Source organism: Salinisphaera sp. (assembly GCF_035690525.1).
Classification (GTDB): domain Bacteria; phylum Pseudomonadota; class Gammaproteobacteria; order Nevskiales; family Salinisphaeraceae; genus Salinisphaera.
The window spans coordinates 69,324-90,802 of the sequence record NZ_DASSKM010000109.1 but is presented as its reverse complement, the minus strand read 5'-3'; the positions used below and the strand labels follow the sequence as shown (position 1 = coordinate 90,802).

At 64.0% G+C, this 21,479-nt stretch carries 19 protein-coding genes; 9 read left to right on the top strand and 10 right to left on the bottom strand.

Annotation, left to right across the window (positions count from 1 at the left end):
* Positions 1 to 45: 45 nt before the first annotated feature.
* The 4 genes from VFJ08_RS08125 to VFJ08_RS08110 all read right to left on the bottom strand — a co-directional run bounded on the left by VFJ08_RS08125 (position 46) and on the right by VFJ08_RS08110 (position 4,550).
* Positions 46 to 354 (bottom strand): hypothetical protein, encoded by a 309-nt coding sequence (locus VFJ08_RS08125; RefSeq protein WP_324996694.1) that lies wholly within the window; start codon positions 352 to 354, stop codon positions 46 to 48.
* Positions 355 to 364: 10 nt separating this feature from the next.
* Positions 365 to 1,699 carry an arylsulfotransferase family protein gene (locus tag VFJ08_RS08120; RefSeq protein WP_324996693.1) on the bottom strand — a complete coding sequence of 445 codons (1,335 nt, stop codon included), beginning with the start codon at positions 1,697 to 1,699 and terminating at the stop codon, positions 365 to 367.
* A 150-nt stretch (positions 1,700 to 1,849) separates the two neighbouring features.
* Positions 1,850 to 3,145 (bottom strand): AarF/ABC1/UbiB kinase family protein, encoded by a 1,296-nt coding sequence (locus tag VFJ08_RS08115; RefSeq protein ID WP_324996692.1) that lies wholly within the window; start codon positions 3,143 to 3,145, stop codon positions 1,850 to 1,852.
* Positions 3,132 to 4,550 carry an SDR family NAD(P)-dependent oxidoreductase gene (locus VFJ08_RS08110; RefSeq protein ID WP_324996691.1) on the bottom strand — a complete coding sequence of 473 codons (1,419 nt, stop codon included), beginning with the start codon at positions 4,548 to 4,550 and terminating at the stop codon, positions 3,132 to 3,134. Before VFJ08_RS08110 ends, VFJ08_RS08115 begins: the two co-directional genes overlap by 14 nt.
* Before the next feature lie 224 nt (positions 4,551 to 4,774).
* Here VFJ08_RS08110 and VFJ08_RS08105 point away from each other — a divergent pair, with 224 nt between their 5' ends.
* Positions 4,775 to 5,323 (top strand): SprT-like domain-containing protein, encoded by a 549-nt coding sequence (locus VFJ08_RS08105; RefSeq protein ID WP_324996690.1) that lies wholly within the window; start codon positions 4,775 to 4,777, stop codon positions 5,321 to 5,323.
* 21 nt (positions 5,324 to 5,344) lie between these two features.
* On the opposite strand, the gene VFJ08_RS08100 is transcribed toward VFJ08_RS08105, so the two are convergent.
* The 3 genes from VFJ08_RS08100 to VFJ08_RS08090 all read right to left on the bottom strand — a co-directional run bounded on the left by VFJ08_RS08100 (position 5,345) and on the right by VFJ08_RS08090 (position 7,641).
* Positions 5,345 to 6,229, bottom strand: a complete 885-nt coding sequence (locus VFJ08_RS08100; RefSeq protein WP_324996689.1) for an ATP-binding protein — start codon at positions 6,227 to 6,229, stop codon at positions 5,345 to 5,347.
* A 46-nt stretch (positions 6,230 to 6,275) separates the two neighbouring features.
* The gene (locus VFJ08_RS08095) at positions 6,276 to 6,749 is read right to left on the bottom strand and encodes a YbaK/EbsC family protein (RefSeq protein WP_324996688.1); all 474 of its coding nucleotides are present in this window, start codon (positions 6,747 to 6,749) and stop codon (positions 6,276 to 6,278) included.
* 145 nt (positions 6,750 to 6,894) lie between these two features.
* Positions 6,895 to 7,641, bottom strand: a complete 747-nt coding sequence (locus tag VFJ08_RS08090) for a helix-turn-helix domain-containing protein (RefSeq protein WP_324996687.1) — start codon at positions 7,639 to 7,641, stop codon at positions 6,895 to 6,897.
* Between the two features lie 447 nt (positions 7,642 to 8,088).
* Between VFJ08_RS08090 and VFJ08_RS08085 the strand changes: the two genes are divergently transcribed.
* The 6 genes from VFJ08_RS08085 (at position 8,089) to VFJ08_RS08060 (ending at position 16,419) form a co-directional block, all read left to right on the top strand.
* Entirely contained in the window at positions 8,089 to 11,814 is a 3,726-nt protein-coding gene (locus tag VFJ08_RS08085; RefSeq protein ID WP_324996686.1) for a nitrate reductase subunit alpha, read from the top strand.
* A 391-nt stretch (positions 11,815 to 12,205) separates the two neighbouring features.
* Positions 12,206 to 13,762 (top strand): nitrate reductase subunit beta, encoded by a 1,557-nt coding sequence (narH, locus tag VFJ08_RS08080; RefSeq protein ID WP_324996685.1) that lies wholly within the window; start codon positions 12,206 to 12,208, stop codon positions 13,760 to 13,762.
* A complete protein-coding gene (gene narJ, locus VFJ08_RS08075; RefSeq protein WP_324996684.1) occupies positions 13,759 to 14,487 on the top strand; it encodes a nitrate reductase molybdenum cofactor assembly chaperone in 729 nt (242 codons plus the stop codon). Before narH ends, narJ begins: the two co-directional genes overlap by 4 nt.
* A 3-nt stretch (positions 14,488 to 14,490) precedes the next feature.
* A complete protein-coding gene (gene narI / locus VFJ08_RS08070; protein WP_324996683.1) occupies positions 14,491 to 15,204 on the top strand; it encodes a respiratory nitrate reductase subunit gamma in 714 nt (237 codons plus the stop codon).
* A gap of 19 nt (positions 15,205 to 15,223) precedes the next feature.
* On the top strand, positions 15,224 to 15,982 hold the full coding sequence (locus tag VFJ08_RS08065; protein WP_324996682.1) for a peptidylprolyl isomerase: 759 nt from the start codon (positions 15,224 to 15,226) through the stop codon (positions 15,980 to 15,982).
* The gene (locus tag VFJ08_RS08060) at positions 15,982 to 16,419 is read left to right on the top strand and encodes a hypothetical protein (RefSeq protein ID WP_324996681.1); all 438 of its coding nucleotides are present in this window, start codon (positions 15,982 to 15,984) and stop codon (positions 16,417 to 16,419) included. The genes VFJ08_RS08065 and VFJ08_RS08060 overlap by 1 nt, the downstream gene beginning before the upstream one ends.
* 4 nt (positions 16,420 to 16,423) lie before the next feature.
* Here the strand turns inward: VFJ08_RS08060 and rnk are convergent, their stop codons facing one another.
* Positions 16,424 to 16,822, bottom strand: coding sequence for a nucleoside diphosphate kinase regulator (gene rnk, locus VFJ08_RS08055; RefSeq protein ID WP_324996680.1), 399 nt, complete (start codon positions 16,820 to 16,822; stop codon positions 16,424 to 16,426).
* Between the two features lie 369 nt (positions 16,823 to 17,191).
* On the opposite strand from rnk, the gene fdxA reads away from it, so the two are divergent.
* Positions 17,192 to 17,557, top strand: coding sequence for a ferredoxin FdxA (fdxA, locus tag VFJ08_RS08050; RefSeq protein ID WP_324996679.1), 366 nt, complete (start codon positions 17,192 to 17,194; stop codon positions 17,555 to 17,557).
* Positions 17,558 to 17,708: 151 nt separating this feature from the next.
* Here the strand turns inward: fdxA and VFJ08_RS08045 are convergent, their stop codons facing one another.
* The gene (locus tag VFJ08_RS08045; protein ID WP_324996678.1) at positions 17,709 to 18,455 is read right to left on the bottom strand and encodes a Crp/Fnr family transcriptional regulator; all 747 of its coding nucleotides are present in this window, start codon (positions 18,453 to 18,455) and stop codon (positions 17,709 to 17,711) included.
* 36 nt (positions 18,456 to 18,491) lie between these two features.
* The gene (gene hmpA / locus VFJ08_RS08040) at positions 18,492 to 19,730 is read right to left on the bottom strand and encodes an NO-inducible flavohemoprotein (protein ID WP_324996677.1); all 1,239 of its coding nucleotides are present in this window, start codon (positions 19,728 to 19,730) and stop codon (positions 18,492 to 18,494) included.
* A 312-nt stretch (positions 19,731 to 20,042) separates the two neighbouring features.
* On the opposite strand from hmpA, the gene VFJ08_RS08035 reads away from it, so the two are divergent.
* Positions 20,043 to 21,476, top strand: a complete 1,434-nt coding sequence (locus VFJ08_RS08035; RefSeq protein WP_324996676.1) for a cytochrome ubiquinol oxidase subunit I — start codon at positions 20,043 to 20,045, stop codon at positions 21,474 to 21,476.
* Positions 21,477 to 21,479 lie beyond the last annotated feature (3 nt).

Below are 21,479 nucleotides of genomic sequence, written 5' to 3'. Positions count from 1 at the left end.
AACGCGCTCCGCCGGTAATCCGCCGCAATAGCCGCTCGGCCATCGTTAGCGGCCGTCGTGTGGTGTGTCGGAATCCGACTCGCGATGTGCCGGCGCGGACTCCGAGCGCTGCGCGGCGTCGGCTTGTCGCGCCTCGCGGCGCTTGCGGCGCAGCCGCCGAAGCGGCCACAGGATCACGAACAGAAACGCCGCGCCGATCGCGCACAGCAGACCCCAGAGCGCGCTGAGCAGGCTCAGGCCCGCGCCGGGGCCGACATAAGCCTGGGCGGCCGCGAACGGCGCCAGCAGAATCACAATCGTTACGCCGAGCTTCAGCGGCGTGCTATAGCGGGGGGCGGGAGAACGATAGGACATGACATCACTCCTACGAAGTGCTCAGTGACCGGCGGAATGCCGGCGTCAATTGCTTTGGCTTGATGCGTTGGCCCGACGAGACGACCGGGATGTATTGATCATGATCGCCGCCGCGGATGGGATTGTAGAACTCCCAGACGATATCGCCGTTTGGCGCGACCTCGAACAGCCGGCCGCCATCCGATTCCGTAACCAGGCGGTCGCCGTTGGGCAGCGTGACGACCGCGCCGCGCAACAGGTTGGAAAACGGGTGCGCCTTGCTGCCTTCGTACTCCCATACGATGGCCTCATTGGCCGGATCGACTTCCAGGATCCGGCTCATGTTATGCGGTTCGAAGTTGCCGTAGTTGTCGAAGACCGTGAAATCGCCGTTGGGCAGCGCCCGGATCGAATGTTGGCCCAGCCAGGAGCCGCTGAGCGCCCAAGTCACCTTGCCGGTTTTCAGATCGAGCAGCAACGCGATGCCGGGGTGGCGCATCGACAGCAATACCTGATCGCCGTTGCCCCGAGCCGGGCCGAAGGCCGCGCCCAGTTTGTCGCCTAGATACTGAATGCTGTTGGTGTGCAGCGGATCGGCCATCGCAAAGCTCGGATCGGCGCCCAGCAATTCGTTGTAGCGCGACTGCCAGAGGGCGTCGAACAGCGAAATCTTTTTGAGCACGCGGCCGGTTTCGCCGTCGAGTTCGACCACATAATCGTTGAGCCAGGGCGTTTCCAGGGTGGGGAAACCCGGTACCTCGTCGTTGCGGAAGGCGTCCGTCAGCACGAATACGCGATTGTCGTCGGTGAGATAAATATCGTGGTGGGTGGCGCCGTGGTATTTCCAAATCACGTTCGAGTCGGCGTCCAGCTTGACCAAGCCGTAACCCCACGGCGTATCGCCGGCGGTAATGAAAATCGCCAGCAGATCGCCGTTGGGATACATCACCGCCTTGCGGAAATACATCAGCTTATCGGGCTGCGGCGTGCCGCCGTCCGGCGCGGTCTTCCAAAGATCGGAATAGTTGACGTGCCACTTGTGCACCGTGTTGCCGTGCATGTCGATCAAATAGGCCGTGGTGCGGCCGCCCGAGGTGTAGAGCGTATAGCCGTTGTAGGCGCGAGAGGGGTCGTAAATGTCCACGCCGCGGGCGTCGCTGCGCGCCTCGCGCCATTGATCGGTCTGGGTAAAAGGGTTGTCGATGATGTGTTTCTGTTGAACCAGCGCCCAGCCGGCGCGGTAGGCGTTGTCGAAAAACTTATAGGGAAAGACTTCGGCGATCACGATATAGGCGCCGCCCAAAAAGGCGAAAAACAGACAGCCGATGAAAAACGCCGCCAACCCGGCACGATCGCCTTTGTTCATTCGAACGCTCTCTTGCACATTATGGTCGGACGCCGTCCCCGCCGATCATTGTTCGGGTGGTTGCCTGATTACTGGCCTGGGGTCCGACTTGCCGGAGTATAGATTAGAGGCGGTGCCTGAACGTTGGATTAGCCGGCCGTCACCGGTTCGTCACGCGGTGCCGTGCATCGTGTCGTCGTATGGGCCGTATTCGCCGGCCACGATGCGTTCCAGCTCGCCGTACAGGTCGACCTCGGCGTGTAGGCTACGCAATATCCAGTACAAGCCGGATAGCGTGCGCATGACGAAGACCATGTCCGGCGCGGCCCGGAAATAACGCCAGTAGGCCATCGATCGACCGATCTCGGCGCGAATCGAGTCGATCAACTCGTCACGCTCGAATACATAAGGACGGCGATCGCGCAGCGGGGCGAGGGCGGACTCGGCGTGCCGGATATAGATTTCGCGGTAGATCTCGCTGTGTTTTTCCCAGCTATCCTCGGGCACCGCGCCCAGACGCGCCATGCCGTCGTGAACGCCGACCCAGTCCTCGGCCATTGCGGCGGCGAGGATATCGCGCATGGCCGCGCGGGTCGCAGGATCGAGATATTTCAGGCAGCCGAAATCGTAAAGCGCCATCGCGCCCTGTTCGGTGATGCCAAAATTGCCCGCGTGTGGGTCGGCGTGCAGCGCGCCGGCCTCGAACACCTGACGATTGACCGCCTCGACCACGGCGGCCCCGAGTTTCGGATCGCCGGTCTCGAGCGCCCAGGAGTCGAGCCGGGTGGTGACGAGAATGGCCTCGGTGCACAACTCGTCGACCGGTTCCGGCAGTTCGAAATCACGCAGTTTTAGACCGCGCAGCAGTTTCAGGTTGGCCAGTTCGCGACGATAGTCGGTCTCCTCGACGAAACGCGCGCGCAACTCACCGAGCACGGCATCCAAATCGCGCCCGCCGATGGGCAGAAAACGCGACCATTTGAGCAGCCGGCCCAGATTGGCGACGTCGGCGTCGATCGAATCCGCGACCCCGGGATAACGGATCTTGATTACCACCTCGCGGCCGTCGATCAGGCGCGCCGCATGCACTTGGCCGATCGAGGCCGCGGCCAGGGCGGCCTCGTCGATATGCGCGACCCTATCCCGCTGCTCGTTGGTCCAGTGGGCCACCAGCACCGGCTCGAGATCGACGAAATCCCACGGCTCGGCGTCGCGCTGCAGGCGCGCGAGCTGTTCGGTGAGCTGCGGCGGCAGCAGATCCTGATACTGGGCAGCGATCTGGCCCAGCTTCATCGCCGCGCCCTTGAGCCCGCCCAGTGTGTCGTACCAGTCCTGGCCGGTCCGCTGCAGGCTCTTGGCACGGTCGTAGCCGGGCATGCCGCGCATGGCGCCGCGGCTTAGAGTGCGGATGCCGGCGCCGATGATGCGCCGCCGGCGCCTTTTGGAACCGTCGCTATCCGAGGCCATGAAGGGTCAGCCCGGTGGTATTGCGAAGCCAGCCGTACAAGCTCTGGGCCTGGCTCGGTTTGACGCGGGTTCCCGGCACGAGCGCGGTCGGCCGCGGCTTGCGATCGAACACGAACGCGCCGTTCAACCCGGCCGCGGCGCGGGCCGCGCCCAACCAAACCGCGGTATCAGCGCCCATGCGCGCATCGCGCAGCACCGGACGCATCACGAGATGAAAGCGCGGCAGCGATTCCGCGACCCCGGGCGTGTCCACCCAGCCCGGATGCATGGCGTTGAAATTGATGCCCTCATCGCCATAACGACGCGCCCAATGCGCGGTCAGCGCCACCAGTGCGCGCTTGGCGCGGGCATAGGCCTTCAGCCCGCCGTAGGCCGAGGGCAGCGGCGCGAGTTGGTCGAGATCGAGGCCGACCGCATACATGCCGCCGCTGGCCATGTTGATCACGCGGCCGCCGGCGGCGTGCAACGGCCGCAGCAGGGACTCGGTCAGCACGAACGGCGCGACGAGGTTGATCGCCGTCGTGCGCTCGATGCCGTCATCGGTGACGCCGTACTCGTCGAACAGCGCGCCCGCGTTATTGACCAGCACATCGAGCTTCGGCGCGTCTTCGGCGATGGTCGCGGCGGCCCGGCGCGTCGCGGCGAGGCTCGACAAATCGGCCTCGGTCACGTCGACGGCGTCGGCGGCGGCGCCGGCGAAATCGCGGACGTGATCGGCCGCGGCGGCCAGCCGGGCCGCATCGCGTCCGAGCAGCGTGACATGGGCGCCGAGCCGGGCGTATTCGGCCGCAATCGCCCGGCCGATACCGCCGGTCGCACCGGTCACCACGACGCGTCTGCCGTCCATGAACTCGCTGTGCGCGCGATCGCGCATCGCGAAGTAGCCGCGATCGGTGTACAACGCCTCGCCCGGCAGGATCGCGCGGTCGGCGGCATAGCTGAGCCAGCCTTGGCGCGGCGTCTCGACTCGGATGGCCAGCGCATCGGCCAGGCCGCGGGCGGCCCGCGCCACCATGCGCCGTATGGCCGGCGCGAGCACGGGTTGGGCGCGGGCCAGCGGACCACGCAGCGAGAACCGGCCCTGATATTCGATGCGCGCGCGTTCGCCGCCGTCCTCGGCGGCCACGGTCAGCGTCTCGAACGTCTTGACGCCGGCGCCGCGGCCGACCAGATCGATGCGCCGGCCGGGCTGAATCGCGTTGATCCGGTAGCGCAGCGTCTTGCGGCGCGCGCCCAAGCTCACGATCACGCGGAACTCGGTGCCGACGGCGGGCGTGCCGGGCGTGAGTTTCTCGGCGCGGTAGACGGCCGGGTCCCATTGTTCGCACGTGGAAAAATCGGCGATGTAGCGAAAGGCCTCGCCCGGCGGTCGGTCGGCGATGACGTGGCGGTCGATTTCGATCATGGGCGCGCAGTCGATGTCTGCGACATGGGTCGGATTCCGATGGGGCAGTTTGTTTACTGCAAGGCGGCGCTGCAAGCCGCGGTTTGCCGGCAAGTGCGAGCGTTCGCATTATCTGACCGTTGTACGACGACAAGTTCAATCGTAATTCCCAGCGGCTCGCGCCGGACCAGGTCGAGGCTCTAAGCGGGTATCCTGAGCGGCGATGTTTCGTCCCGACGATTTCGATGGCGCAACCGATCCAGCACACTCTCGCACTCGACGAGACGGACGACCTGCAGCTGCGCGCGTGCGAACTGGCCGCGTATTGGATCGGCCGTGCGCGCGAGATCACCGGCGCCAGCGCGCGCCGGCTGCCGGTGCCGGAGGTCCGCTTCGATCTGCGCGGTCGGGCGGCCGGCCAAGCCGTGTTCGCGCGCCGCACCCGGCGTTGTCATATCCGGCTCAACGCCGAGTTGCTTGCTTCGCACAGCCGCGAAATGCTCGACCAAACCGTGCCGCACGAAGTCGCGCATGTGGCGGTCTATCGGCTCCACGGCCGCCGAGCCAGGCCGCACGGGGCCGAATGGAAAGCGCTGATGCACGCCTTCGGCGTCGATGCCTCGCCCTGCCACACATTGCCCGCCGAGCCGACCCGCCAGCTCAAGCGTTTTCGTTATGCCTGCGACTGCCACGAGCCGGCCTGGCTGACCAGCATCCGCCACAAGCGAGCGCTGGCCGGCACCGATTATGTCTGTCGGGTTTGCGGCGCCAAGTTGGAATACGCCGAGGTTTAGAGCCTGTTCATGAACAGGTTCCTAGCCATTTTGCCCCGCCCAGTCGCGCGCGAACTGCTCCGCGGTTCGGCCGCTGCGATTGCCGCGGGCCAATGCCCATTGCAGCGCGGCGCGTTCCCAGGGTCGATCGGCGCCGATTTCGGCTTCGATGCCGTGAACGGCCAGGTGCCGGGCGGCGATCGCCAGATAGTTGGCTTGATCGAACGGGTAGAACGACAGCCACAATCCAAAGCGTTCCGACAGCGATATCTTTTCCTCGACCGCTTCGCCGTGGTGGATTTCGCCGGTCGCCGCGTCGACCGTGCGCGAGGCCTGATTCTCGGACTGGTATTCCGGCAGCAGGTGGCGCCGGTTCGAGGTCGCGTAGATCAGGACGTTCTCGGGGGCGGCGGCGAGCGAGCCGTCGAGCACGGCCTTGAGCGCCTTATAGCTGCCGTCGCCGGCCTCGAACGACAGATCGTCCGAAAACACCACGAAGCGCTCCTCGCGCCCGGCCAGCGTGGCCACGAGATCAGGCAGGTCGACCAGCCGATGCGCCGGCACCTCGACGATCCGCAGACCCTGGCCGGCGAATTCTGACAGCAACGCGCGCACGAGCGACGATTTGCCGGTCCCGCGCGAACCCCAGAGCAGGGCGTTGTTGGCCGGCCGGTGCGCCACGAACTGGCGCGTGTTGGCGACCAGCCGCTCCTTCTGGCGCTCGATGCCGTGCAGGCGCTCCAACGGCATCGTGCTCGGCGAGGCAATCGCCTGCAACCGGCCGTCGTCGCGCCAGCGAAACGCTAGCGCCGACCAGTCGATATCGCCACCGACCGCTCGCCGCTCGTCGGCCAGGCGTGCCTCCGCCGTGTTCGCGAGCCGAGCCAGCTGCGCCAGGATCTGTGTCAGGGTGTCTGTATGTTGCATCGGAGTATTTTAGACGATCGACGGTTTTGGCGGCGGCGGCTTGTTATCAACGAAGCTCGATCACGCGATGCGCCGCGAGGATCTCGGTGATCGGGCGATCGATCCGGAACACAGCGCGCGGTGTTCCGGCCGCGGCCCAGAGGATAGCGTGTTGCAGAAGGCCCGCGTCCACCCACACCGCCGGTATTTCACGGTGGCCAAGCGGCGGCACGCCGCCGATGCTAAAACCGGTGGTTTCCTTGACGAATGCGGCATCGGCCTTTTCGATCGGCCCGCCCACATGCGCGGCCAGGACGGCTTCATCGACCCGGTTGTCGCCGCTGGCCAGCACGAGCACGGCCGCGTCCGTCCGGGTATCGTGAAATATCAGCGATTTCACGATCTGGGCGCGGTGGCAGCCAAGCGCGGCCGCGGCCTCGTCCGCGCTGCGCGTCGAATCCGGCAATTCGCGAACCCGGAAGTCGAACCCCTTTTCGATCAGCAGGGTTTGAAACTGTCGGGCGCGTCTGCTCAATTCCATCGCGAGACTCCTGTGTCGCCCGACCGGCCGTCTGCTAAAGACACCCGCCGGCCGAGGTATGTCAGCCAGGGCTGGCATGATGATGTTCCGGCCTGGCGACCTCCGGCCGCGGCCGGGTCCGGGCGACGCATCGGGCTCGGCCGCGCTACTCGCGATCGCCGACCCATGCGCCGCACGAGGACCAAGTCTGCAGCGCGTCGAAATCCAGAATATCGACGAGCGAACGGTGCACGCAGATGATCCCGCTTTCCTGTAGCCTGCGCAGCACGCGGCTTACGGTCTCGATGCGCATGCCCAGATAATTGGCCAGATCCGTGCGCTTCATGCTGAGATGTACGGGTGACAGCGACATACCGCGCATCTCGCGTCGACTGGCCAGGCTGACGAGCAGCGAGGCGATCCGCCCTTCACTGTTTTTGCGTCCCAGCGTGAGTAGTAGCTGGTCGTCTTCGGATAGTGCCTGACTCATGAGCCGCATCAGTCGGCGCCGTAGCGACGGCAGATCATCGAGCAGGGCGTCCAGCCGTTCGAACGGGATACGACAGACGGCGCTGTCTTCCAGCGCAGTGGCTGAACAGCGGTGTTCCATTGCCGCCACGCCGTCCAGCCCCAGTAGATCTCCGGGGTAGTGAAAGCCGGTGATCTGTTCCAGCCCGTCGGCGCTCATCGTCGAGGTTTTCAGCGCGCCGGAACCCACCACATAGATCGCCGTTAGACGATCGCCTTGTGTGAACAGCGGGACGTTGCGCGCGAACTTTCGGCCGACGTCGACCAGTTTTTCGAGTCGGGCGACATCGTCCGCGCCGAGTCCACAAGGCAGACACAGCCGGGCCAGCGAGCATTGGCTGCACGCCTGCTGCATGTCATCGAGATGGCGAAAGGTCGCGGGCATGGTCGGTGCCGCCTCGCGGCATGGTGTTTGTCGGATAGTCAAGGTGTGGCAGGCCGATGACAATCAATGATCGTTTCTTAATTAATTATGCATCATCGAATAATGCTCCATTTTCTCACGTCTTATCTGTTCGGATCCGGCTTGATTTGAATCAAATCGGGAGCGCCTGATCACGGCTACAGTGCCAGTGCCTTTTCCTGGGCTTTAGAGGCGATGTCGGTACAAAAAAATGTCACGGCCGATGCCAACTCGCCGAACAGAGCGCTGTTCGGCGCCGCGTTCGATTCTTCACCGGCTTCGGGCCGTATCCCTGTTCGGGTTCGGACCCGCCGCGGCTAGCTACACCGACGTGATGCAACTGGCGATGCCTTCATCTTGAGCTTGATGGCGGCAGTGAACGTAGAAACAGGACCGCGCTATTCGTGACATTTTTTGGGGAGACCGGGCATGAGTCATTTTCTCGATCGACTGACGTATTTCACCCGCAAGCAGGACGCTTTTGCCGACGACCACGGCGAGACGTCCACCGACGACCGCGCCTGGGAGAACGCCTACCGCCAGCGCTGGCAGCACGACCGCATCGTGCGCTCGACCCACGGCGTGAACTGCACCGGCGCCTGCTCGTGGAAGATCTACGTCAAGGAAGGGCTGGTGACCTGGGAGACCCAGCAGACCGACTATCCGCGCACCCGGGCCGATCTGCCCAACCACGAGCCGCGGGGCTGCCCGCGCGGGGCCAGCTATTCCTGGTATATCTACAGCGCCAACCGGCTCAAATATCCGCTGGTGCGGGCCGCGCTGATCAAGCTCTGGCGCGAGGCCCGGGCCGCGCACGCCGATCCGGTCGATGCCTGGGCGGCGATCGTCGCCGACGAGGAAAAACGGGCCAGCTACCAGAAGCGCCGCGGCCTGGGCGGCATGGTGCGCGCCGGCTGGGACGAGCTCAACGAACTGATCGCCGCGGCCAACGTGCATACCATCGAGCGCTGGGGGCCGGACCGGATCGCCGGTTTCTCGCCGATTCCGGCGATGTCGATGCTGTCCTATGCTTCCGGGGCGCGCTATCTGTCGCTGATCGGCGGCGTGGCGCTTTCCTTCTATGATTGGTACTGCGACCTGCCGCCGTCCTCGCCGCAGGTCTGGGGCGAGCAGACCGACGTGCCGGAATCCGCCGACTGGTACCGGGCCAAGTTCATCATGATGTGGGGCTCGAACGTGCCGCAGACGCGCACCCCGGACGCCCATTTCATGACCGAAGCGCGCTACAACGGCACCGAGATCGTGGTTTGTTCACCGGACTACGCCGAGGCCACCAAGTTCGCCGACCTGTGGCTGTCGCCCAAGCAGGGCACCGATGCCGCGCTGGCGATGGCGCTCGGCCACGTGATCCTGAAAGAATTCCATGTCGATAATCCGAATCCGTATTTCCAGGATTACTGTCGGCGTTTGACCGATCTGCCCATGCTGGTCCGGCTCGATCCGCACGAAGACGGCCATGTCGCGGGGCGCTTCTTGCGCGCCAGCGATCTGACCGCAGACCCGGTCGAAAACGGCGACTGGAAGACGGTGGTCTGGGACGAAACCCGCGACGTACCGGCGGTGCCGCAGGGCTCGATCGGTTTCCGCTGGGACGGCAGCGGGCGTTGGAACCTGGAGCAAAAGACCGCCGACGACGCCGAGATCCATTCGCGGCTCACCTTTTTCGAGGCCGGCGACGACACCGCACTGGTCGGCTTTCCGTACTTCGGCGGGCTCACTCACGAGCAGTACACACCCAACGTGCAGGAGGATGTGCTCTGGCGGCGCGTGCCGGTAACCCGAATCCGGCTTGCCGACGGCACCACCGCGCCGGTGGCCACGGTCTACGACCTGCTGATCGCCCACTACGGCGTGGGTCGCGGCTATAACGACGGCACCGCGTGCGATTACGAAGACAACGTGCCCTATACGCCGGCCTGGCAGGAAACCATCACCAGCGTGCCGGCCGCGCACGTGGTGCACGTCGCGCGGCGCTTCGCCGAAACCGCGGCCAAGACCCGGGGCAAGTCGATGGTGATCCTCGGCGCGGGCCTGAATCACTGGTACCACAACGACATGAACTACCGCGGCATCATCAATATGCTGATGCTGTGCGGTACGGTCGGGGTCAACGGCGGCGGCTGGGCGCATTACGTCGGCCAGGAGAACCTGCGCCCGCTGGACGGCTGGCTGCCGGTGACCTTCGGCCTGGACTGGCTGCGCCCGCCGCGCCAGATGAACGGCACGTCGTTTTTCTATGCGCACTCCGACCAGTGGCGCTACGAACAGGTCGGGGTCGACGAGATTCTGTCGCCGCTGGCCGACGCCAAGCGCTGGACCGGCAGCCTGATCGACTACAACGTGCGCGCCGAGCGCATGGGCTGGCTGCCCTCGGCGCCGCAGTTGAACCGCAATCCGCTGGTTATCGCCCGTGAAGCCGCGAAAGCCGGGCGTGATCCGATCGAATACGTGGTCGAGCAGCTTAAAAACGGCGATCTGCGCATGGCCTGCGAGGATCCGGACGCGCCCGAGAACTGGCCGCGCAACATGTTCATCTGGCGCTCCAACCTGCTCGGCGCCTCCGGCAAGGGCCACGAGTATTTTCTCAAGCACCTGCTGGGCACCGAAGACAGCGTCCAGGGCGCCGATCTCGGCGCCGAGGGTGGTCTGCGCCCGGAACACGTGGTCTGGCACGACGAAGCACCCCGCGGCAAGCTCGATCTGCTGGTCACGCTGGACTTCCGCATGTCCTCGACCTGTCTGTATTCGGACATCGTGCTACCCACGGCGACCTGGTACGAGAAGAACGACCTCAATACTTCGGACATGCACACCTTCATCCATCCGCTGTCCGCGGCGGTCAATCCGGCCTGGGAGTCACGCTCGGACTGGGATATCTTCAAGGGCATCGCGGCCGCGTTCTCGCAGGCCGCCGAAGGTCGGCTGGGCGTCGAGACCGATCTGGTCACACGTCCGCTGGCGCACGATTCGCCGGGCGAACTGGGTCAGCCGTTCGACGCCGCCGAGTGGTATGCCGGCGAGTGCGAGCCGCTGCCCGGCCAGACCATGCCGTCGATCAAGATCGTCGAACGCGATTACCCGGCGACTTTCGATCGCTACAATTCGCTGGGCCCGGCCCTGGAAGCCCACGGCAATGAGGAAAAAGGCCTCGAATGGGAAACCGCCGGCGAGGTCGCCGAGCTGGGCGCGGTGCACGGGCGGGATCACAACGGCCGGCCGCGCATGGACAACGCGATCCAGGCGGCCGATACCGTCATGACGCTGTCCTCGGCGACCAACGGCAAGGTGGCGGTCAAGGCTTGGCGGGCGCTGGAGGCCGCCACCGGCCGCGAACACGCCCATCTAGCTGCGCCCCGGGCGGGCGAGCATATCCGCTTCCGCGACATCGTGGCCCAGCCGCGCCGGGTCATCGCCTCGCCGGTATGGTCCGGCGTGCCCGACGAGGACACCACCTACAACGGCAGCTATCTCAACGTTCACGAACTGATCCCCTGGCGCACGCTGACCGGGCGCCAGCACTTCTATCTGGACCACCAGTGGATGCGCGCCTTCGGCGAAGGCTTCACGACCTATCGGCCGCCGGTCAATACCAAGACCTGGAAGTCGATCATGAACACCCGGCCCAACGGCCACACCGAGATCGTGTTGTCCTGGATCACCCCGCACCAGAAATGGGGCATCCACAGCACCTATACCGACAACCTGATCATGCTCACGCTGTCCCGCGGCGGGCCGATCATCTGGATCTCGGAAGTCGACGCCAAGCGCGCCGGCATCGCCGACAACGACTGGATCGAGGGCTACAACATCAACGGCGCGGTGGTCGCCCGCGCGGTGGTCTCGCAGCGCGTGCGCGAGGGCATGGCGATGATGTATCACGCCCAGGATCGCACCGTGAACACGCCGGGCTCCGAGATCACCGGCAACCGCGGCGGCATCCACAACTCGGTGACCCGCACGCTGATCAAGCCCACCCACATGATCGGCGGCTACGCCCAGCTCAGCTACGGCTTCAACTACTACGGCACGGTCGGCTCCAACCGCGACGATTTCGTGATCATCCGCAAGATGGATCGCGTCGACTGGCTGGAAGGCGACGATCAAAGCATCCGCGATCAGGGGTACGTGCGATGAATGTTTTCCGTACGGATCGAGGTCAAATGGCTTTTTGGCTGTATTCAGCCCCTTGGGCGCCGCGCCGAGCAGCGGAGCCAGAAAGCGATGAAGCCGCCGGATGTCTGAGCGCAGCGAGTTCCGGCGGCGCGCTTTCTGGCGAGCAGCACAGGGGACCGATGCGAAGCATCGGCGCAAGACAGGGTGTCGTTTGTTTTGCTTTCTTTTATTTGGACAAGCAAATAAAAGGGAGTCGCGCATCAGCGCGAAACCCAGCCCCAATCGAAGGTAGAGCACAACCAGTCCGGCAACCGACAATTTGCGGGGAAAAAACTTCACCGATTCCTGACTTTCGCACGCAATCAAAAACGTTTGTGCGCTCAAGCATCGCGAGTGACCTGGAGGTCTCACCATGAAAATCCGAGCCCAGATCGGCAAGGTTTTGAACCTGGACAAATGCATCGGCTGCCACACCTGCTCGGTGACCTGCAAGAACGTGTGGACCTCGCGCGAGGGCGCGGAGTATATGTGGTTCAACAACGTCGAGACCAAGCCCGGCGTCGGCTATCCCAAGGACTGGGAGAACCAGGACCGCTGGAAGGGCGGCTGGGTACGCCGCGACGATGGCGAGATCACGCCGAAGCAGGGCGGCAAATGGCGGCTGCTCGCCAAGATCTTCGCCAACCCACACCTGCCCGAGATCGACGAATACTACGAGCCGTTCAACTTCGACTATCAGCGGCTGCAGAACGCGCCCGCGTCCAAGGCCCAGCCGACCGCCAAACCGTATTCGGCGATCACGGGTGCGCCCATCGACAAGATCGAGTGGGGCCCGAACTGGGAAGAGATTCTCGGCGGCGAATTCGCCAAGCGCAAGCGCGACTACAACTTCGCGAATATCCAGACCGAGATCTACGGGCAGTTCGAACATACGTTCATGATGTATCTGCCGCGGCTGTGCGAGCACTGCCTGAATCCGAGCTGTGTCGCGTCGTGCCCGAGCGGCGCGATCTACAAGCGCGCCGAGGACGGCATCGTGCTCATCGATCAGGATCGCTGCCGCGGCTGGCGGATGTGCATCTCCGGCTGTCCGTACAAGAAGATTTACTACAACTGGCAGTCCGGCAAGTCCGAGAAATGCATCTTCTGTTATCCGCGCATCGAGGTTGGCGAACCGACCGTGTGCTCGGAAACCTGCGTCGGCCGTATCCGCTATCTGGGCGTGATGCTCTACGACGCCGACCGCATCAAGGAAGCGGCCAGCGTGGCCAACGAGGCCGATCTGTACGAAGCCCAAATGGACATCTTCCTCGATCCGCACGACCCGGAAGTGCAGGCGCAGGCGCGCGCCGATGGGGTGCCCGACAACTGGCTGGAAGCAGCCAAGCGCTCGCCGGTCTGGAAGATGGCCAAGGAGTGGCGGGTGGCCTTCCCGCTGCACCCGGAATACCGCACCCTGCCGATGGTCTGGTACGTGCCGCCGCTGTCACCGGTGCAGGCCGCGGCCGACGCCGGCAATATCGCCGCCGACGGCGAGATTCCGGACGTGCAGTCGCTCAAGATCCCGGTCAAGTATCTGGCCAACCTGCTGACCGCCGGCGAGGAAAAACCCATTATCTACGGCCTGCGGCGGCTGCTGGCGATGCGCAAGTACCGGCGCTCGCTGACGGTGGACAACGAGCCTAACAACGCCGTGTTGGAACAGGTGGGCCTGACGTCCGAGCTGGTCGATGACATGTACCAGACCATGGCCATCGCCAACTATGAAGACCGGTTCGTGATCCCGACCGGGCACCGCGAAATGGCCTCATCCGATCCGCTCGGCCAACGTTCGGGCTGTGGCTTTTCCTTCGGCGACGGCTGCCATACCGACGGCGTGACGCGGGGCAACTTGTTTGGGGGTAAAAGCCCCGGAAAGCGTGAGCATGCGCCGGCCGTACCCGCGGCCGAAAGCGAGGCGGGCAAATGACGGCCGGCGCCGACAATCCGCTCGCCCGGCCGCTGGCAGCACTCGCCCGGGTGCTCGATTATCCGAGCGCGACGCTGCAAGCCCATGCAGATGAGCTGGCGGACATCCTGTGCGTGCTGTCGGAATTGAGCGACGCCGAGCGCACGGCGGTTCACGCCTTCATCGACGATCTGGCGCAGCGCGATCTGCTGGAGATCCAGGCGCGCTACGTGGACACCTTCGATCGCGGCCGCAAGGTCTCGCTATATGTCTTCGAACACGTCTACGGCGAGTCCCGCGACCGCGGTCCGGCGATGATCGAGCTCACCCGCGTTTATCGCGAGCACGGCCTGGAAAGTCATACACGCGAGCTGCCGGATTTTCTGCCGATGCTGCTGGAATTCTGTGCCCAGCTTCCCGAGCCGGACGCGCGAGCCTGGCTGGTCGAAACTACCCACGTGCTACAGCGGATCAGCGTGCGTCTAAGCCAGCGCGACAGCGGCTATGCCAGCGCCTTCACCGTGCTGCTGCGCCTGATCGGCGCCGAGCCCGCGCCGGAAGGGCTGACCGAGATGGCCGGCAAGGAAGTGCGCGACGACACGCCGGCCGCTATAGACGACGTCTGGATGGAAAAACCGGTCACATTCGGCCCCGGCGAGGCGCACACCAATTGTGGGGCAACGCGCCAGAACCGGCCCGAGCCGGATACGGGCAGCGCGCCATCGGCTCATATTCAGGGAGATTGAGGCATGGATACGCTTGATTACATTCTGTTCCAGATCTATCCCTATATCGCCGGCACGATATTTTTACTCGGCAGCCTCGTGCGCTACGACATGAGCCAGTACACTTGGAAGACCAATTCCAGCCAGTTGCTGAACAATTCGATGGTTTTCCAGATCGGCAACTACCTGTTCCATCTGGGCATCATTTTTTTATTCTTTGGCCATTTGATCGGCCTGCTCATGCCGCACTGGCTTTATCCCTATGTTGGCCTGACCGTGACCAGCAAGCAGCTGTTGGCCATGGTCTCCGGCGGCGTCGCGGGCACGGCCGCGCTGGTCGGCGGCAGCATCTTGCTCTATCGGCGGCTGTTTCATCGCCTGGTCAGCGCGCAATCCCTGCGCGGCGACAAGTTCATTCTGATTCTGCTGTACGTGCAGCTCGTATTCGGCCTGGCCACCATTCCGGTGTCGGCCCAGCATCTGGACGGCAGCGAAATGATCGCGCTCGCCGACTGGGCCCAGCATATCGTGACCTTCCGGCCGGGTGCTTCGACCTATCTGGCCAGCGTCTACTGGGTGTTCAAGGTGCATCTGTTTCTCGGTTTGACCGTGTTCTTGGTCTTTCCCTTCACGCGCCTGGTGCATATCTGGAGCGTGCCGTATCGCTACGCGGCGCGGCGTTATCAGGTGGTGCGAGAGTACCGGACGCGGGCCGCGGCGCGCTCCGAGCGCGCCTGAACCGGGCAAGGAGTTCATCATGCTGGCCATGGTCAATCGTGTCGTGCTGCCCGAGCACCACATCAACGCCGAGTCCGGCGAAATCGATTCGGGCACGATCGACGAAAAACGCGCCGAGGCCACCCGGCGGCTGGCGGTCAAGGAACTGCTGCGCCAGCGCGCCGAGGCCGTTGGCATCGCCACCGCCGAGCGCCTGGACGCCGCCATCGATGAGCTGCTGAGCGCCGAGGTCGCGGTGCCCGAGGCCACCGAGGACGACTGCCGGCGCTACTTCGACGCCAATCGCGAGCGGTTCGCCACGCCGGTGAGCGTGGCCATGGCGCATATTCTCTTGGCGGCCGCGCCCGACGATCCCGAAGCCCGTGTAGCAGCGCGGCAGCAGGTCGATGAATTGATCGAACAGCTCGGCGTCGAACCGGACTGTTTTGCCGAACTGGCGGCGGCGCATTCACGCTGCCCGTCGGCCGAAGCCGGCGGCGCGCTCGGCTGGATCGGGCGCGGCCAGACCGTGCCCGAGCTGGAGAGCGTGGCGCTGCGGCTGGACGTGGGCCTGGCGAACAAGCCCATCGAGACGCGCTACGGTTATCACATCGTGCGCGTGGACGAGCGCCGTGGCGGCGAGCCGCTGGCCTATGACGACGTCGCGCCAATGGTCGCCGATTATCTGGCCGAGCGCTCCTGGCGCCGGGCGGTCAGTCAGTATATTCGGGTGCTGGCCTCCGAAGCCGAACTCCGGGGCGTGGAGCTGGAAACCGCCGACAACCCGCTGCTGCAATAATGGATACAACGACTTCGAATACCGTGCCGGCGCTTGAGTCGTTCGACGACCTGATCGCCATGGCGCGGGCCGAACCCGATCCCTGCCGGCTGCTCACGGTGCTGGTCCAGGCCGAAACCGCTTATCGGCGCCGGGCCGATGCGAATAAGGCCTTGATGGACGAAGGTCTGCTGCAGCCCGTCATGGTCCGCGATTGGGCGGTGACGGACGATCTGTGCCTGGCCGATATCGTGGCCGGGGCCGATTCGGTCACGAGTGACTGGCGATTTCTGATGACAGCGGTATTGCCGGGATCGCACGGCACCGCGCCCACGTCGGCCGAATGTGAACCGCATCTTGAGCGTATGGCAACCGCGCTGACGATCGGCGCGGATCTGGGCGCATTCGTGTTTTTCGACCGCGAAGGTGGGCCCGTGTCCATCCGCAGCGCATCATGAACTGTTAGCGATAGCGCGCTTCCGGCTGATTGCGGACATCGAGTACGCGAAGCCTGAGCGCATTACCGCCGGGCACCTGCCACTGAATCTCCTGGTCGACAGCCAGGCCGAGCAGTGCGCTGCCCACCGGCGCGAGTATCGATACCTTGCCGGGGCTGCCGTCGATATCCCGGGGATAGACGAGCGCCAGCTCGAAACGCTTGCCGCTGTCAACGTTTTCGAACGCGATGGTCGAATTCATCGTCGCCACGTTTTCCGGAACGTCCTCCGACGCAACGACGTGCGCGCGCTCGAGCTCGGTGCGCAGCTCCCGTATGCCGGGTACGGCATCGCCCGTTTCATCGAGCAGCGCGTCGATCCGGTCGTAATCGGTTTCGGTGACGGTGATGGGCGGTTGTTTCATTAGAGATTCCCGGGCATTGCCGTACAACCGGCAATGTCGTGTTGCAGAATTTGCCGAACGTCCGCAAGTTGGATCTCAAGCGGAAATGGCTCGTGTACTGGAGTTCCACCAGTATACGAAAAAATAGCGAAACCGGTCGTCAATCCGCGGCGTGTTGACGATTCAGGGCAATGCGTCCGAACGCGGTAGCGGAATGAAAAAAGGCCCCCGTAAGACGGCGCGGGCGCACCGTGGCTCTGGTGGAAATGGATCGGGACGAATGTTTTCGGGTCATGCCCACCGCGTCGGTCGCATCCCGACATGATCTGGATCAAGGCCCGTCCGTCGAGATCGATCTATGCTGTCGACAACGGTCGAATGAGGTCCATCATGACGCATGTAGTGACCGACAATTGTATTCGCTGCAAGTACACCGACTGTGTCGAGGTGTGTCCGGTGGACTGCTTTCACGAGGGGCCTAATTTCCTGGCCATCGATCCGGAGGAGTGTATCGACTGCACGCTCTGTATACCCGAGTGCCCGGCCGAGGCGATTTTCGCCGAGGACGATGTGCCGGCCGATCAGCAGCATTTTTTCGAGATCAACGCGCGTCTCGCGTCGCGCTGGCCGGTCATCGACGCGATGATCGAGGCGCCGGAGGATGCCGATTCCTGGAACGGCGTGCCGGACAAGCTGGGGCTGCTGGACGAGGGGGCGCCGGAGCCGTCCGCGCATTGCAACCCGAAAAAACGTTGACGTGGCTTGCGCGAGCTCGGAACGCGTGGTTTCAATCAATCACGAGCCGAGTCCGGAGGTCTTTCCGGTCAATTACGCCGTGCGGAATAATGCCGTGGTGATTCACTCCGGAGTCGGTGCCAAGCAGATCACGGCCAGCCGGGGTCAGCCCCTAGAAGCGCTGGCCGCCTGTTGACTCGTCGAATTCGCGGCGCAGCACCGCGGGCTCCGGGATGTAAAGCCGGTGCGGATCGGCGGTGCGCTGGATCAGGCCGTCCCGGTTTAGACCGGCCAGAATGCGGGATAGCGTTTCGGGCCGGATCGAAAGCTGAGCGGCGATCGTGTTCTTGCGTGCCGGCAGTGTGATGGTCGCGTCGTTGCGTGCGGCTCCATCATTCGGCACCAGGCCGAGCAGAAAGCGGATCACGCGGTCGCGTCCGCCGCGCAGGGTCAGGCACTCGATCTCGTCGAGCAGCCGCGAGATACGGCCGGTCAGCTTGCCCATCACCGCCAGGCAGGTTTCCGGCGAAGCGATCAACTGTTCACGATACACTTTACGCGATAAGCCGATCACCCGGCTGTCTTCGATGGCCTGCGCATGAACCGGATAGCGTGGGCATTCCATGAACGCGATGCCTTCGGCGAAGCTGTCGCCGGCACCGACGCGGCCGATGATTTTTTCGCTGCCGGCGGCCGAGATGCGATAGAGCTTGAGCTTTCCTTCGATGACCACGAAGAACCGTGTGGCCGCCGCCTGCTGATGGAATAGGAACTGGCCTTCGGCGACGCGTCGATGCGCCGCGGTGTCGATGAGGCGTTCGAGAGCGTCGTCGCCCAGCCCAGCGGCGAAGGGCTGAGCGGCGATCAGACGGGCCGGCGCGTCGGCATCCACCGACGTTCCGGAACGTTTTTTCTGCACTTTCCCCGCGGTATCACACACGACGGTGCGCTGGCCTCAGCTGGCCTTTTCGAGGGCCGCGGCCGGGCCGAAGAACTCGTAGTGCATCGCGTCATTCGATACGCCGCGCGACGTGAGTAGACGATAGAGCGCGATCAGCATCGGCTCGGGTCCGCAGAAGTAGTAGTCCGCGGGCGTATCGCCGACCAGACGATCGAGCAGGGCATCGTCGATCAGCCCTTCGCTGACGCCGTCGTCCTCCGCGCCCACGTCGCCGGCGTCGGGCTCGTTGTAGATCACGTGCAGGCGCAGGTTGTCGTGGGTTTCGTCGGCAACCGCCAGTTCCTCGGCGAACGGACGAAGCCGGGCACAGCGCGCGGCCTGGATGAACACGACCGGGCGATCCTTGTTGGCTTCGTCGGCCAGCGCGGTGTGCAGCATGGACAGCAACGGCGTAATGCCCACGCCGCCCGCCAGGAAGACCAGAGGCCGCGAGCTGTCCCGGGAGGGCTCGAGCGTGAATTCGCCGCAGGGCGGGCTCACCCGGACCTTGTCGCCCTGGGCGAGACGTTCGTGGGCGTAGTTGGAGAACTTGCCGCGCGGCACGCCGGCCCGGGGCGCGTCTTCGCGCTTGACGCTGATCCGGTAGTAGGGCGTGCCCGGCGCGTTGGACAGGCTGTAGTTGCGCAGTGCGGTGTCGCCGTCGGGCAATTCGGCGTGAATGGCGATGTACTGGCCCGGCTTGTGGGGCGGCAGCGGCTGACCGTCCACGGGTTCCAGATACACCGACATCACGTTATCCGAGACCGGCTGGCGCTCGGTCACAACGAACGGCTTGAGGCCGTTCCATCCGTCGCGCTCCTTCTGGTCGGTATAGATCTGTCGTTCGCGATCGATGAAGATCTCGGCGAGTTGCGAGTAGGCCGCGGCCCAGGCATCGATCACTTCGTCCGTGGCGGCTTCGCCGAGCACTTCGCGGAACGCGGCCAGCAGGTGCCGGCCCACCACAGGATAGTGCTCGGGCTGGATGCCGAGCGACGTATGCTTCTGGGCGATCAGTTCGATGGCCTCGGTGAGCGCGCCCGGGTTGTCGATATGCTGGGCGTAGGCGGTCACGGCTGACGAGAGCGCCTTTTGCTGGCGCCCGGAAATCTGATGGGCCGGATTGAAGTAGTCCTTGACTTCCGGGTTCTGGGTGAACATCCGGTCGTACATATGGCGGGCGACGGCTTCGCCGTGCTCGTTGAGAACCGGCGCCGTATCCTTGATGACGGCGGTCTGGCGTTCACTGAGCATGCAACTCTCCTTATTTAAGGCAAGTGAAATACTTCTTTTAAAGAAGTATATAATACGCTCATTTGGCGTCAAGTCTCATGCAGCTCACGACCCATACCGATTATTCGCTGCGCCTGCTGATCTATCTGGCCGTGGGTGACGATCCGGAACCCGCCCGGATCAAGGACGCGGCCACACGGTTCCGTGCTTGATCTGGATCAATCGGTTGGGACACAACCCGTGGTAGCTTCTGAAGGCTTTTCGACCGACAATGCGGCCTGGCTTCTGATGGCGGCTATCGGGCCTTTATACTTCGAAGAATAGGTTTGCAACGTGGATCCACTCGCGATACTGCTGACCCGGCTTGATTTCGCCTGGGTCACCAGCCTGCATTTCCTGTATCCGCCGCTGACAATCGGATTGTCCGCGCTTTTGTTCGTTTCCGAATGGCGCTGGCTCGCCACGAACGACGAGGGCTGGTACCGGCTGGTTCGCTTCTTCGAAAAGCTATTCATCATCAATTTCGGCGCCGGGGTGGCCACCGGCGTGACCATGGAAATGGCCTTTGGGATTCTCTACGGGCCATTTTCGCAGGCCGCCGGGCCGTTTTTCGGCGTTGTGCTCGGCTACGAAACCATCACCGCCTTCATGTACGAGGCCGGCTTCATCGGCCTGATGGTGTTCGGCTGGGGCAAGATCAGCCGCGGTATGCATCTGTTTGCGACCTTCAACGTCATGCTGTCGTCGACGTTGTCCGCCTTCTGGATCATGGACGCCAATTCCTGGATGCAGACGCCGACCGGCGTCGAGCTCAGAAACGGTGTTTTCCATGTCACCGATTGGTGGGCGGCGATCTTCAACCCGAACTTTATCTACGGTTTTCCGCATATGTGGATCGCCGCGCTGGAACTGGCGCTGTTCTTCGTGATCGGGGTGGCCGCCTGGTTCGTGCTCAAGGGCCGCCAAGTCGCGCTGTTTCGGCGGGCGTTGCAGTACGCGCTGCTCGCCGCGGTCGTTATTACGCCGCTGCAGATTTATCTGGGCGATGCGCTCGGTCATGTTGTGGGCGAAACCCAGCCGGCCGCGCTGGCGGCCATGGAAGGCCATTATCAGACGTACGATGCGGATGGCACGATCAATACTGCCTGGACGATTATCGGCTGGCCCAACGATGCCGCGAACACAATGGACTGGGCCATTTCCATCCCGCACGCGCTGAGCCTGATCGAGACCTATTCGTGGAACGGCAAGGTGCCCGGGCTAGACCAGTTCAAGCCTGAAAATCGGCCGCCGGTATGGGTGCCGTTCTATTCGTTTCGGGTGATGGTCGCGATCGGCTTCTTTCTGTTTGGCGTCGCGCTCTGGGGCGCGTACCTGATGTGGCGCGGCCGTTTGTCGGCCACCACCATTGCCGGCAACCGCTGGTTTCTGCGTATTTTAGTGTTTTCTGCTTTTCTGCCGTATCTGGCGATCTGGACCGGCTGGTGGACGCGCGAGGTCGGCCGCCAGCCGTGGCTGGTGGACGGCATGATGCGCGTGTCCGAAGGCGTGAGCCGGATGACGGTGTTCGAGGCTGCGCTCTGGCTGGGCGCGTTTTTCGTCTTTGAACTGCTGGTGTGGTACTTCACCTGGTATTTCCTGGCCAAAGTTTTGCGGGCCGGCCCGGATATGGACAGCCCGGTAGTCACCGGTGGGGATGAATTGCTCGGGCATCTGGAGAACGCGCCGGATTCCGACGAAGACGAACCGGCCTACGTGCGGCCGTAGGAG